General features: G+C 55.5%; 11 protein-coding genes. 7 read left to right on the top strand and 4 right to left on the bottom strand.

What is annotated here, in order from left to right; all coding sequences use genetic code 11:
• Positions 1 to 56 precede the first annotated feature (56 nt).
• Positions 57 to 1,505 (top strand): hemolysin family protein, encoded by a 1,449-nt coding sequence (locus L1047_RS12960; protein ID WP_235279388.1) that lies wholly within the window; start codon positions 57 to 59, stop codon positions 1,503 to 1,505.
• A gap of 16 nt (positions 1,506 to 1,521) precedes the next feature.
• Here L1047_RS12960 and L1047_RS12955 read toward each other — a convergent pair whose 3' ends face one another.
• The gene (locus L1047_RS12955) at positions 1,522 to 3,051 is read right to left on the bottom strand and encodes an aminotransferase class I/II-fold pyridoxal phosphate-dependent enzyme (RefSeq protein ID WP_235279387.1); all 1,530 of its coding nucleotides are present in this window, start codon (positions 3,049 to 3,051) and stop codon (positions 1,522 to 1,524) included.
• A gap of 156 nt (positions 3,052 to 3,207) precedes the next feature.
• Here L1047_RS12955 and L1047_RS12950 point away from each other — a divergent pair, with 156 nt between their 5' ends.
• Both L1047_RS12950 and L1047_RS12945 read left to right on the top strand, forming a co-directional pair.
• Positions 3,208 to 3,774 (top strand): DUF2854 domain-containing protein, encoded by a 567-nt coding sequence (locus L1047_RS12950; RefSeq protein ID WP_235279386.1) that lies wholly within the window; start codon positions 3,208 to 3,210, stop codon positions 3,772 to 3,774.
• Between the two features lie 528 nt (positions 3,775 to 4,302).
• Positions 4,303 to 6,303, top strand: a complete 2,001-nt coding sequence (locus L1047_RS12945; RefSeq protein ID WP_235279385.1) for a primary-amine oxidase — start codon at positions 4,303 to 4,305, stop codon at positions 6,301 to 6,303.
• A 105-nt stretch (positions 6,304 to 6,408) separates the two neighbouring features.
• Here L1047_RS12945 and sat read toward each other — a convergent pair whose 3' ends face one another.
• The 3 genes from sat to L1047_RS12930 all read right to left on the bottom strand — a co-directional run bounded on the left by sat (position 6,409) and on the right by L1047_RS12930 (position 9,054).
• A complete protein-coding gene (gene sat, locus L1047_RS12940) occupies positions 6,409 to 7,599 on the bottom strand; it encodes a sulfate adenylyltransferase (RefSeq protein ID WP_235279384.1) in 1,191 nt (396 codons plus the stop codon).
• A 181-nt stretch (positions 7,600 to 7,780) separates the two neighbouring features.
• Entirely contained in the window at positions 7,781 to 8,131 is a 351-nt protein-coding gene (locus L1047_RS12935; RefSeq protein ID WP_235279383.1) for a hypothetical protein, read from the bottom strand.
• Positions 8,132 to 8,271: 140 nt separating this feature from the next.
• A complete protein-coding gene (locus L1047_RS12930) occupies positions 8,272 to 9,054 on the bottom strand; it encodes a ParA family protein (RefSeq protein ID WP_235279382.1) in 783 nt (260 codons plus the stop codon).
• Positions 9,055 to 9,194: 140 nt separating this feature from the next.
• Here L1047_RS12930 and L1047_RS12925 point away from each other — a divergent pair, with 140 nt between their 5' ends.
• The 4 genes from L1047_RS12925 to L1047_RS12910 all read left to right on the top strand — a co-directional run bounded on the left by L1047_RS12925 (position 9,195) and on the right by L1047_RS12910 (position 13,249).
• Positions 9,195 to 10,481 (top strand): glucose-1-phosphate adenylyltransferase, encoded by a 1,287-nt coding sequence (locus tag L1047_RS12925; protein ID WP_235279381.1) that lies wholly within the window; start codon positions 9,195 to 9,197, stop codon positions 10,479 to 10,481.
• 143 nt (positions 10,482 to 10,624) lie between these two features.
• A complete protein-coding gene (locus tag L1047_RS12920) occupies positions 10,625 to 12,343 on the top strand; it encodes an ABC1 kinase family protein (protein ID WP_443081728.1) in 1,719 nt (572 codons plus the stop codon).
• Positions 12,344 to 12,384: 41 nt separating this feature from the next.
• On the top strand, positions 12,385 to 12,771 hold the full coding sequence (locus tag L1047_RS12915; protein WP_235279379.1) for a hypothetical protein: 387 nt from the start codon (positions 12,385 to 12,387) through the stop codon (positions 12,769 to 12,771).
• 148 nt (positions 12,772 to 12,919) lie between these two features.
• Positions 12,920 to 13,249 carry a YggT family protein gene (locus tag L1047_RS12910; RefSeq protein ID WP_235279378.1) on the top strand — a complete coding sequence of 110 codons (330 nt, stop codon included), beginning with the start codon at positions 12,920 to 12,922 and terminating at the stop codon, positions 13,247 to 13,249.

The raw sequence follows: 13,249 nt of genomic DNA, 5'->3' as shown, positions 1-13,249 counted from the left end.
AAGTAGCGCAGTCACCCTAAGCTAGAATGCTCTCTATCCGTCTCGCTGCCCCCCTGATGGACGACCCTCCTTTAGCCTTGGCGGCTGCGGCTGCCTTCCCCAACTCTGAACTTTCGTGGGGAGATGCGTCCCTTAGCCTCCTCTGGGTCATCGGTCTTTTAGCCATCAATGCCTTTTTTGTTGCGGTCGAGTTCTCACTGGTGTCGGCGCGGCGCTCGCGCATGGTGCAGTTGGCCAGTGAAGGGAACCGTCAGGCAGCTCTGGTACAAAAAGCGCAGGAGCAGCTGGAATATTCGCTCTCCACTACTCAGCTGGGCATTACCCTGGCCAGTGTGTTGCTGGGCTGGATTGGAGCCACCAAGGTTGCACCGACGCTGTTCCTGGCTTTGAGCCAATTGGCTTGGTTTCAGAGTGTGGATGCAGTCGTCATGCAGGGGCTGTCGGTGGTGGTGGTGTTTTCGCTGCTCACCTATTTTCAGATCGTGATGGGGGAGCTGATCCCCAAAACTCTGGCCATTCTCTATTCTGAGCCGATCGCCCTGCGCTTGGCCTGGCTGAATCGCTTGGTGAGTCGTCTGTTGCAACCCTTTGTGGAACTGCCACGGTTTTCCTCCCGTTGCGTGTTGCGATTCTTAGGGGCACGGATCCCAGAGGACAGCTCTTTCTACAGCACCATGACGGTGGAGGAGCTACAACTGTTGATCGCCTCGTCGGTGGAGTCGGGCAACATTGAAGCCGAAGAACGGGAACTCCTGAGCAACATCTTCGAGTTCGGCGAGACCGTTGCCAGTGAGGTGATGATCCCCCGTACCAGCATCGATGCTGTACCTGAAACCGCAACCGTTCAAGAGGTATTGGCGGAGGTGGCGGAATCAGGGCATTCCCGTTACCCTGTCTTTGGCGAATCCTTAGACGATATCCGGGGGTTGATCCACGTCAAAGAAGTGGTGAGCCACCTAGCCAAGGGATCCCTGGAACTACAAAGTCCGATCACCAGCTTCGTTCGCGAAGCCCACTTTGAGCCCGAGAACAAACTGATCGCGGAGTTGTTGCCCCAGATGAAGCAGCAGCACTGGGCGATGGTGGTGGTAGTGGACGAATTTGGCGGGACAGCTGGGCTGATCACGATCCAGGACTTGGTGGAAGAGATCGTCGGCAAACTCTCGGATGGCCCGGATCCAGACGAGAAAGAACCAGATATTCAAGACATTGACGAATTCACCCTTTTGATTCAAGCCCAGTTGGATGTAGAAGAAATCAACGAGCGCCGGGGTCTCAACCTGCCCCTCCACGAGGATTACCAGACCCTTGGGGGGTTTTTGATCTATCACCTGCAGAAGATCCCGCGTACCGGCGAAAAGTTCACCTACCAAGACCTGGAGTTTCAGGTGGTGCGTATGGAAGGACCACGGGTGGATCGGGTGAAGGTAGTCCGTCACCCTAGCCCCATGGAAGGCTCCTTGCCTGCCCTACCCCAACCGCAAACGGCGAGAGCCCGCTCATGACATGAAAAGTCAGTAGTTAGCTAGCCTTCACCACCTTCAGGGTTTGCAAGCGCACATCCTCCGGGCCATTGATAAAGCCACCCGCCTCGTGGACCAACAACAGATAGTCCACCGCCTCTTGGGTAACTTCCTCTCCTGGCACCAAAATCGGGATCCCAGGCGGATAGGGGGAAATGATCTCCGCACAAATGTGCCCAACCGCTTGTTGGAACGGAATGCGGTGAATCGGCGCAAAAAAGGCTTCGCGGGGGGAAAGTCGTCGGGGAGCAAGGGGGGGGCGCTGCAACAGAGCCAATCGCTGCATTTTGTCCGCCATCACTTGGGATTGAGGGGATCCCTGAGAATGCTCGGACAGAGCCGTGAAGCTCTCCACCAGACGGTCGATATCCCGTTGGGTATTGCCAATGCTGAAGATAAAGACAACATTGTGCAGAGTCGACATCTCCGGCTGCACATGGAAGTGGTCATTCACCCAGTCGTGGGCATCAAACCCAAACTGCCCCAGCTCCGACACAGTCACCGTGAGGCGGGTACGGTCAAACTCGCAGAACCCCGGCGTAGAGCCAATCCGTTCTGGGCCAAAACAGCGAATGCCGGGAATCTGATTCAGGCGAGTGCGGGCTTGATCCGCCAAAGCCAGGGTTTGGCTGAGCAGAGTTTCTCCCTCTAGAGCCATCTGCCGCCGTGCCACATCCAACGACATCATCAACACATAGTTGGGGCTTGTGGATTGCAACAGTTGCAGAATGTTGCGCACCCGGTTGGGGTCGATACGGGATCCCTTGAGGTGCAGCAGCGAGGCTTGGGTCATGCCAGAGATCACCTTGTGGGTAGACTGCACCACCAAATCTGCCCCCGCTTCTAAGGCCGAAAGGGGCAACTGCGGGTGAAAGGCAAAATGGGGGCCATGGGCCTCATCCACCAACAGGGGCAAGCCATGGGCATGAGCAATCGCAACCAAGGATTCTAGATCACAGCACACCCCGTAGTAGGTGGGGCTAACCACCAAAACCCCCTTAGCATCGGGGTGTTCCTGGAGTGCTTGTTCTAGCCCGATGGGGGTAATGCCGTGGGCAATGCCCAATTCTAGGTCGAAATCGGGCTCGATATAAGCAGGCACCGCGCCCGAAAGGATCACCCCCGCGATGGCAGATTTGTGGCAATTGCGCGGCAACAGGATTTTGTCCCCCGGATCGCACACCGACATCACCAGCGTTTCCACACCGCAGGTGGAGCCATTCACCAAAAACCAACTGCGGTCTGCCCCATAGGCTTCCGCGGCCAAGATTTGGGCTTCCAGGATCACCCCATCCGGGTCGTGCAGGTTGTCTACCTCCGGCAATTCGGTTAAATCGGCCCGGAAGACGTTTTCCCCTAGCAACGTCAGCAAATCCGACGGGATCCCGCGCCCCTGTTTATGACCAGGTGTGTGAAAAGGGGCTTTATCCAGGCTGCAATAGTGACGGATGGCCTCAAAGAGCGGCGCACGTTCTTGGGTCTTACGGTCGAGCGAGCGTAAGCGACGAAATGCTTTTGACAGAACCACAGGCCACCCCTACACACAAAAAGGCAATGTGAAGCCATTATCCATCCCAAGTGGGGTGAAGTCTACCGTTGGAGGCGCTGTCGCAGAAAGGAGCGTTTTTCCTGCTAGCCTGGGTTTTCAGGTTACCTTTCATCCCTTTCTACGGCCTTGCTTGTTATGTTTGAAAAATTGCCCCTACCGATCAGCACCCTCGTTTTGTTTGCCGGAGTCGCCACCACCGTTTGGGGCTTTATCTACTACAACGATCCCACCCTGAACTTGATCGGCATCTTCGCCGGGATCCCTTTGTTGCTAGGAGGGGTGACCATGAAGGTGGTGGAGCTCAAGCCGGTGCCAGCCCTAGCTGTTGCCTCTGCTGAGGTCATGCAAGCTCGCGCCCAACAAGCCACAGAGATTCAAAAGCAAGTCCGCGCCGACATTACCAAATACAGCTACGGAGCCAATGCGCACCTAGAAGATGCCCTGGAATTTCTCGGCCTGCGCGGCCCCCTGGAAGCAGATCTGCCCAAGGTGAAAGGCTACCAGGAAGAACTGCGGAATGGGCGTTATGCGCTCGTGCTTCTGTTCGACTCCCCTGCGGTTCCTTTTGAGCAATGGCAGGAAAGCCACCAGAAAAAAATGCAGGGTTTCTTTGGCCGGGATGTGGAGGTGCAATTGGCGCAACCCCAAGAGAACCAAGTGGAATTGGCGCTCATCGCTCAGCCGGCTTTCCCAACGACTTAAGAAAGGCTTACAGCCTTTTCCGACTTCACAGACGACACAAGGTCAAGAAGAAATTTTTGTCGGACAAAAGGTTGGCCTGCATCGGCTGTAGTATGTATCGCTGGAAAAGGCTGTAACCTGATATGCCCACCCTAACCCCCCGATTTCACGGCTTTTTCACAACTGGGCTTCTACAATCAGCTCAACTCACACAGGTGTGTTGAGGATCGAAACACTGGAGGAAGGATATTTGGGGATCCCACACTTGCGTAGGATCCCTTTTTTATTATTTTTTTATTGATTTTTTTATTGACCGAACCATTCCCTCTGTTGGTCAAGCGACATACTCCCGCCACTCATTGCTTGCATGGATCCCTGCCCTTGGCATGGTTATCTATCATCCCTGCCATCGACCCCAAAGAAACCTTGAACTCGTAGCGTCAGATGCACTTGTACGGCCACGGGCATGATTGAATAGGGCCACTTCAGACGGGAGGGTTTGGTCAGGGATCCTCGCCTCGTTCATACATTACAAATGGGAGCTTGTCTATGTTGCGCATGGGGCGGCAGTGGCCGCGTTGGTTGCAAGCATTGGGTATTACAATTGCCTTTGGCCTCAGCATTGTGGCGCTGACGATCACCAGTTCGCTGGGATCCCCTAAGGTATCTCACCCTCTGGATCCCCTCACAGCTGAGGAAATCGAAACCACCGCCAGTGTGATCCGCGCAGCCGAAAGTTTGGCGGAAGATGCCACCTTTGTGATCATCGACCTGCAGGAGCCGGACAAAGCCGAGGTGCTCAGCTTTCAGCCAGGGGATCCCTTCCGCCGCGAAGCCTTTACCATCGTCTACGAACCGAAGGCCAACCGCACCTACGAAGCGATTGTGGATTTGATGGAAAACAAGCTGATCGCTTGGACGGAAGTGCCCGATGTGCAGCCGGCGATGGTGGGCAGCGAATTTGGTCTGGCCGCCGAGGTAGTAAAGGCGGATCCCGGCTGGCAGGAGGCGATGCGCAAACGGGGGATCACCGATTTTGACCGCGTGGCCGTGGATTGCTGGGCACCGGGCAACCTAAGCCCAGAGGAGGAAGCCTCTGGAGATCGCTTCTGTCGCGGCATTTCCTACTACAAGGGCGACAACTGGAACTACTACAGCGCGCCTATTGAAGGGGTGCTGGCCACCGTCAACCTCAACACTGGCAAAGTCTCAAAACTCATTGATGACGACACCATCGTGGCCTTCTCCAAGGAGAGCTTTGATTATGACCTCGCCTCGCTGGGCACGGTTCGCCCCGCCCCCAAACCCCTGAGACTCACCCACCCTGACGGAGCCAGCTACGAGATCAACGGCAACGAGATTACCTGGCAGGGCTGGAAATTCCGCTACCTGATGCACCCGCGCGAGGGACTGGTGCTCTACACCATCCGCTACCAAGAGGGCGATGAAGAACGACCGGTGCTCTACCGGGTCAGCCTCTCGGAAATGGTGGTACCCTACGGGGATCCCGACGAAACCTGGTATTTCCGCAACGCCTTTGATGTTGGGGAATACAACTTTGGCCTGCTGGCCAACACCATGGAGCTGGGCAAGGAAGTGCCAGAAAATGGCCTGCTGTTAGATGCCGTTTTTGCTGATAACGATGGCGAGCCCTATGTGATGCCTGGGGTCATCGGCCTCTACGAGCGGGATAACGGCATGCTCTGGAAGCACTACGACTACAACACCGAACGCAACGATGTACGCCGCAGCCGCGAACTGGTCATGACCATGACCGCTGCCATCGGCAACTACGACTACGGCATTAGCTGGGTGTTTCACCAAGATGGCACCTTTGAAGTGCAGGCGGATTTGACCGGGATCGTCTTGGCCAAGGGAATCGATGCGGTTACTGCTGCCGAGGCGGATCCCTTCTCGCCCTTGATGGCTCCCCATGTGGGCGGTACCAATCACCAGCATTACTTCAGCTTCCGGCTGGATATGGATGTGGATGGCACCGACAATGGCGTGGTAGAGATGAACCTCAAGCCCCTGCCCCAAGGCCCCGATAACCCAGCGGGCAACGCCTTCATCATGGAAGATGTCCATTTGATGAGCGAAAAAGAGGCGATGCGGGATATGAACATGATGAGCAACCGCAAGTGGGCCATCGTCTCCACCAGCAAAACCAATGCCATCGGTGCCCATACGGGCTATGTCCTCATGCCCGGCCACAATGCTATGTTCTTGCCGGTAGAGGGATCCAACGTGCGGGATCGGGCTGGATTTGCCACCCACCACTTCTGGGCCACCCACTACCAACCCGGTGAACTGTATGCTGCCGGTCTTTACCCCAACCACAGCAAGCCGGGCGAAGGGTTACCCGAATGGGTGAGCAATGACCAACCTCTAGAAGGGGAAGATCTCGTAATCTGGTACTCCTTGGGGGTTTCCCATGTGCCGCGCCCAGAAGACTGGCCGGTGATGCCGGTGCATCGGACGGGCTTTAAGCTTATGCCCTGGGGCTTCTTCGACCGTAACCCGACCATTAACTTGGCAGAACCTGCCTGAAGTTGGAGAGCAAGAGCTTGAAATAAGGGGGCCTGGAGGTTTCCAGGCCCTTTTTTATTCTTTATAATTTGTTTAATTGTGTTTAATTGGGGATCCCGACTGGGGTTACCCGCGCTCTTGCATGGCCTGTGCCAACAGTTGAGCCACTTCTGGTCGAGAAAACTCCGGTGGAGGTACTTCGCCCCGCCGTAACATCTCCCGCACTTTGGTACCGGAAAGGTGAATGCGCTCATGGGGTTGGCTGGGGCTGCTCTTGGCCGTGGCCATTGTACCTGTGACGGTGCAGTAGAAAGCGTGTTCAAACTTCAGGGGGACAATACCCAGTTCCTGTGGCTGAAACTCATCAAAAATGTGCTGGGCATCGTAGGTACCGTAGTAATCCCCGACTCCTGCATGGTCACGCCCAACAATGAAGTGGGTGCAGCCGTAGTTCTTGCGGATCAGCGCATGGAAGATCGCCTCACGCGGGCCAGCGTAGCGCATAGCAGAAGGATTGATTGCTAGGATTACCCGATCTTGAGGATAGTATTTCTCGATCAATACCTCGTAGCAGCGCATCCGCACATCAGCAGGGATATCGTCACTTTTGGTTGCCCCCACCAAAGGATGCAAAAACAAGCCATCCACAATTTCCAAAGCACACTTTTGAATGTACTCATGGGCACGGTGGATTGGGTTGCGGGTTTGAAAGCCAACAATGGTTTTCCAGCCTTTTTCCCGGAAGAGCTGACGAGATTGGGCAGGATCAATTTGATAAGCCGGAAACAGGGGGTGGGGATCCCGCTGCAAGAGGGTGACCGGGCCAGCCAAGTAGACGGATCCCTGCTCGTAGAGCACCTTCACCCCCGGATGCTTGTCGTCAGTGGTGCGGTAAACTTGTTGGGCTTCGCGGGTTTTGTCGTAGGTGAATTTCTCCGCCAGTTCCATGAGGCCGATCACCCTTCCTGACCCAGAAGCCAAAGCGAGCAGTTGCCCCTCTTTCAGATCTGCCGCTACTGCGGGTGCAACCGGCAAAGTCACCGGCAAAGACCAAGCCAAGCCGTTGGCCAAGTGCATGGTTTCCACCACCGCTTGGTAATCTGCCCGACCCATGAACCCTATCAGCGGGCTGAAGCCCCCGATGGCAATCATCTCCAAATCCGATTGGGCCCGTTCGCTGAGGTCAATCGTAGGACAATGTTCGGCTTTCGAGCGCAGCTCCTCCACCTGCTCGGCGGGGGCAATGCGGTTGATCAGGGTGCCGCCGTGGGGAGGAATGGCATCACGAGGGGAGGGAGTGGGCTGAGATTGGCTCATGAGTAAGGATAGTGGGAATAACGACAAGGCTGATCAGCAGACAGGGATCCGACACAAAATAGGAACGGAACCCCAACGCACTGAGAATCCGTTCAATTCCGAACCCGATCCAGATTAACGCTCCCAGGGATCCCTGGTGTAGAGCAATCCCCTAGATCAGTGCAGAAAACCCGACCTGTCCTCAATCCAACAAATAAGGGGGCATCTTCTCGTCTGTAGCCGATACATTGTCGAAAATGGGCCGATTCATAATCTTCTTTTGCGTGTGCAGGGGAGGAAGTGGAGAAGCTTGGGGCTGAGATTTTGGCTGAACTGGGGTTTGTCCTTTGCGATTCTGCAACTCTTGGATGGTTTTGGCCCGCTCGTCCGCAACAATTTGCAACTGTGCCAGTGCCTTCTGCAGCTCATCCCGATGGGCACTCACCTGCTGCAACTGGGCTTGCAAACTGGAGACTTTGTTTTGGTAGTCCTGCAGGTGCTGCTGACTTTCCGCCAGTTGGCTTTTGAGGGCTTCCACTTCTGCTGAAGACATTGAGGGTTCCTCCTGAGAAGAGCTGGATTCAGAAGTGGGTTCTGACCCGAACTTAGCGCTTGCGCTCGCCTTGCGTCGAGCTCCGCTGGAGCGGTGGGAAGAGCCCCCCGAAGAAGAAAATAGGCTACGGTCAGATCCAGTCACAAGAGCACCTCATGCTCAACAAACTGCAGCAACCGCTGACACACCACTGCCCCAGGCCGATATTCCATCACCGTCAGGCCATAGTCGAAGGCTGTACGCAAATCACTGCTATCTGGAATAGTAACGGGTGAAAGCACATCCGCAAAAATCTGTTGCGCTTGCACATACAACTGGCCCGTATGGGATCCCGACCAAATGCCTCCTGGCAAATAGCGATCATCCAACATGGTTAACACAGTGCGGGCCTGGGTAAGCTCACCTTTGAGAGCGCCGATGTAGCGCAACGTCACCTCCGTACACGAAAAATCGGCTCGGTTGAGCCGCGTGGGAATCACCACCCGCTGAGCCACCCAAAGGGCATTGGCCGTGAGGGCATTCAGCTCCCCCGGCGTATCCAGAAAGATAAAGTCGTAGTCGCCTACGAGGGGGCCAAGCTGCTGCTGCAACAGATCCTGCCCCAAAGATCCAGCCGCCGCCAGTTGTGCGGCAACCTCCGCCATGGTGCTGTGGGAGGGCACCACATCCACCCCCTTGTCAGTGCTATACACAACCTCCTGCAAGGGGCGTTGTTGCTGCGGGTGTAGACTGGCCCAAACCGTTTCCGACTCCAGCAGGGATCCAGCCTCTTCTAGGTAAAGGCTGCTGGCGGTGGCTTGGGAAGTGAGATCGATGAGCAACACCCGTTCCCCTCGTTGCGCCATCAATTGTGCCGCATGTACGCAGAGGGTGGACTTGCCAGTGCCCCCTTTATTGTTGGTAAACGCCAAGATCCGTGCCATGAACTCTCCCTGTGCTGGCTGTGCCTCTTCAGGATCTTCCCCCATTCCCTCTTTTGGGATCCATCCAGGCAGGCGGTTCAGGTGGCCCCACGGCGGTCTATGCTAGTGGTTGTAGCCTGGCCGTAAGCTGGAGGAAAACCATGCGCGAGGTATTGGCGATCATCTTAGGAGGCGGGCGTGGCACCCGTCTTTACCCCCTCACCAAACGCCGTGCCAAACCCGCTGTACCCTTGGCAGGGAAATATCGCCTGATCGATATTCCGGTCAGCAACTGTATCAATTCTCACATTGAAAAGATCTACGTCCTGACGCAGTTCAACTCCGCCTCCTTGAACCGTCACATCGTCAATACCTACCGCTTTTCCCCCTTTAGCGGTGGCTTTGTGGATGTGTTGGCAGCCCAGCAAACCCCAGAGAACCCGGAGTGGTTCCAGGGCACAGCCGATGCGGTGCGGCAATATCTCTGGCTGATGGAGTCTTGGAAACCAAAGGAGTATCTGATCCTCTCCGGCGATCACCTCTACTGCATGGACTATCGCCCCTTCATCGAACATCACCGGCAGACGGGGGCAGATGTAACGTTGGCGGTGTTGCCCTGTGCAGAGAATGTCGCCTCTAGCTTCGGCCTACTTAAGATTGGCGAGAACGGGCGCATTATTGATTTCAAAGAAAAACCGAAAGGGGAGCTACTAAAAACCTGCCAAGTGGATACCCAAGCCCTCGGCCTCAGCCCCGAAGAAGCACAAGCCAAGCCCTACATCGCCTCCATGGGCATTTACGTGTTCAAGCGGGAAGCCCTGATCGAGATGCTGAAGGTGAAGGAACACACCGATTTCGGCAAAGAGGTGTTGCCTGCCGCTATCGGTAAGTACCATGTACAAGCCTATCTCTTCAACGGCTACTGGGAAGATATCGGTACCATCGAAGCGTTCTACCGAGCCAATCTCTCACTGGTAAAGCAGCCCAACCCTCCCTTCAGCTTCTTTAACAGCGAGATGCCCATCTACACCCGCCCGCGTTTCTTGCCCCCCAATAAGATCCTTGACGCCCACATTGCGGATTCCATTATTGCCGATGGTTGCATCATCAAAAACGCGCAAATTCGCAACTCGATCATCGGCATTCGCAGCCGCCTAGAGGCAAACACCATTGTGGAAAATACGCTGGTGATGGGGGCAGATTATTACGAGTCAGCGGAGGAGCGGCAGGCCAAGCTAAACGAAGGGATCCCACCGGTGGGCATTGGGGCCAACTCCCATGTCGTCAACGCGATTGTGGATAAAAACGCTCGTATCGGGCGTAACGTGCGCATTCTCAACAAAGATCACATCACGGAAGCCGAACGAGAAGACGAAGGGATCTGGATCAGCAATGGCATTGTCACGATCATCAAAGACTCGGTTATCCCCGACAATACGGTTATTTAGGTGATTTAACGGTATTGGGCGGATCCCATTGGTTTCGACTGGGATTACGATAGATAAAGTGACTTTTAGTGTTGTGAGCTGATCCAAGCGTGCCTGCCCAGCCCCAGTCCATCGCCTCGCTAGAAGCCTACGATCCTCAATACATCTCCCGTTATTACCGTTGGCGACTGCCTCAGGTGATCGGGCGTTCTCTAGCAATCCTCTGGCCCCTCTTTTGGTTTGTGCTTTGCTTGCGTTGGGATCAGCTCTGGGGCCATACGGATCGCAATGTCGGTCAGCGCTCAGTGCAGTTACGTAAGCTGCTCACCCATTTGGGGCCAACTTTTATCAAAGTGGGACAGGCCCTTTCCACCCGACCGGATCTGGTTCGCAAAGATTTTCTAGAAGAACTGACCCAATTGCAGGATCAGTTGCCCGGGTTCCCGTCCTTACAAGCTTACGCCCGGATTGAGTCGGAGTTGGGCCGTCCGATTGCCGAGATCTACGCTCAGATTTCTCCTGAGCCAGTGGCTGCTGCCAGTTTGGGCCAAGTGTACAAAGCCCAATTGCACAGTGGCGAGTGGGTGGCGGTGAAGGTGCAGCGGCCCCATTTGCGAGAACGGCTGAGTTTGGATCTGTACCTGATTCGCTGGGCTTCGACGTGGTTGGCCCCTTGGCTGCCCTTGAACCTGGGCAATACCCTGACGGCGGTGGTAGATGAGTTTGGCCGCAAGCTCTACGAAGAGATCGATTACCTGAACGAAGGGCGCAACTGCGAACGCTTTGCTGGCTACTTTCGCGGGGATCCGGACGTGTACGTGCCCCGCATCTTCTGGGCCTACAGCACCCGCCGGGTGCTGACGCTGGAGTGGATCGACGGCATCAAGCTAACGGATATCGAGCGCATTCAAGCGGCCAATCTGGAGGTGAAGCAACTGGTACGCATTGGCGTGGTCTCGGCCCTCAAGCAACTGCTGGAATACGGGTTTTTCCACGCGGATCCCCATCCTGGCAACCTGTTTGCCCTCGCCGATGGCCGCATGGCCTATATCGATTTCGGCATGATGGATCAGCTCACCCAGGAGATGAAGGAATACCTGGTGGATGCGCTGGTACATTTGGTGGATCGAGATTACAACACCCTCATCGATGATTTTATTCATCTTGGTTTTTTGCAGCCCAATGTCAACCGTCAAGAGCTGATCCCAGCCTTGGAAACGGTGTTGGCGGATGTACTGACTCAGGAGGTGGGTAATTTTAACTTCAAAACCGCCACCGATCAGTTTTCGGATTTGATGTATCGCTATCCCTTTCAGGTGCCGCCGCATTTTGCCTTGGTGATCCGCTCTTTGGTGACCCAAGAAGGGGTAGCTCTCAGCCTCTATCCGCAGTTTCGCATTGTCGGGGTGGCCTACCCTTATGTAGCCAAGCGCCTGTTGACGGATGAATCCCCGCGCATTCGGGAGCGCCTGCTGCAGGTGCTGATTAAGGAGGGCAAATTCCGCTGGAACCGTCTGGAGAACCTGATCCAAATTGCTCGTAGCGATGGGGGGCTGGATCTGGTGCCCACCGCCCGGATGGGCCTGCGCTACTTGATGTCGGAGGAGGCTCGTACCCTGCGCCGCCAGTTGGTGCTTTCCCTTACGGAAGATGACCGCATTCACTTTGAAGAGTTGCAGCGCCTGTGGCATTTGCTCAGCCCCGAAATTTCCCCAACCCACCTCTGGCAAGCCACAATGGGATCCCTGCCCAATCCCTTTGTTTTGCAAGACACCTTTGCCGAACTGGGGGAACAGGTGCAGGCTCATCTGAAACAGCTTAGCCGCTGGCGACTGCCGCAAGCTTGGCCGGACTTGCTGGCGGGAATGGGTCAGGAAAGGTAGAACGGAAGAAGATAAACTGAGTTCCTTACCTGGACGAAAACGTGGCAGATCAACAGGGTGATTTCATTGCGGGTGTGGTAACGGGAGCTGTGTTGGGAGGGATCCTGGGTGGGGTGATCGGGTTTGTGCTCGCCCCCAAGATCGCTAAGGGATCCCCTGAGGGCCAACGCCGGGATCCGGAGCGGCTGAATGGTACCCAATCTATGCCCATGACCACGGGACGGCCGCGCATCAGCGCTTCTTCAACCTCGGCTATTGTTAACCCCAACGACTGGAACGCCTGGGAGACCGAAGCAGAGCGCATTACCCAGGCCCGACGTACTCTAGAAGCCAAGATCGCGGAGTTAAATGAGGCTATTCAGGCCACCCGCGCCCAGTTAATCGTCAAGGATGTGGCCTCAGCTCCCCAGGAGAAGATGGGAGGATAAGCCAGAAGGAATCCCTGTATGGCCCAGTTTTTTCTCCGTCCATGCCAAACTAGAAGCGGTGTCGGTCTGGTGCATCTGGTTCCAAGCCTGACCGGATGCTTGCTTTTATCAACCGATTGTATTTACTGTCCTCCCGCTTTTCCCAACCATGATGCTCAGCCACCTTTTGTCCCCTCTGATCTCGATGGATAGCCTCTCTTTTGGGTTGGTCTACACCACCGCCGGGTCGTTGCTGTTTCGCTCGATTTACCAGTTCATCGTCATTTACAACGTGCTGCTCATCGTGCGCATTTTGCTGAGCTGGTTCCCACAACTGAACTGGTCGAACCCGATTCTGTCGGTGCTCAGCCAACTGACGGATCCCTATCTGAACCTGTTTCGCGGCATTATCCCCCCGATTGGCGGCCTCGATTTCTCCCCGTGGTTGGCATTTATTTTGCTCAGTTTTGCCATGCAGGTGGTGGGCCAGTTTGCCTAG

The organism is Synechococcus sp. Nb3U1 (assembly GCF_021533835.1).
Lineage (GTDB): Bacteria > Cyanobacteriota > Cyanobacteriia > Thermostichales > Thermostichaceae > Thermostichus.
The sequence above is the reverse complement of the archived record's forward strand: the minus strand, read 5'-3'. Positions and strand labels throughout refer to the sequence as shown.

What these genes read in the sequence shown, in the direction of transcription:
- L1047_RS12910 (WP_235279378.1), top strand. Translation starts at nt 12,920, where the DNA reads ATGATGCTCAGCCACCTTTTGTCCCCTCTGATCTCGATGGATAGCCTC.
- L1047_RS12925 (WP_235279381.1), top strand. Translation starts at nt 9,195, where the DNA reads ATGCGCGAGGTATTGGCGATCATCTTAGGAGGCGGGCGTGGCACCCGT.
- L1047_RS12960 (WP_235279388.1), top strand. Translation starts at nt 57, where the DNA reads ATGGACGACCCTCCTTTAGCCTTGGCGGCTGCGGCTGCCTTCCCCAAC.
- L1047_RS12935 (WP_235279383.1), bottom strand. Translation starts at nt 8,131, where the DNA reads ATGTCTTCAGCAGAAGTGGAAGCCCTCAAAAGCCAACTGGCGGAAAGT.
- L1047_RS12930 (WP_235279382.1), bottom strand. Translation starts at nt 9,054, where the DNA reads ATGGCACGGATCTTGGCGTTTACCAACAATAAAGGGGGCACTGGCAAG.
- sat (WP_235279384.1), bottom strand. Translation starts at nt 7,599, where the DNA reads ATGAGCCAATCTCAGCCCACTCCCTCCCCTCGTGATGCCATTCCTCCC.
- L1047_RS12945 (WP_235279385.1), top strand. Translation starts at nt 4,303, where the DNA reads ATGTTGCGCATGGGGCGGCAGTGGCCGCGTTGGTTGCAAGCATTGGGT.
- L1047_RS12950 (WP_235279386.1), top strand. Translation starts at nt 3,208, where the DNA reads ATGTTTGAAAAATTGCCCCTACCGATCAGCACCCTCGTTTTGTTTGCC.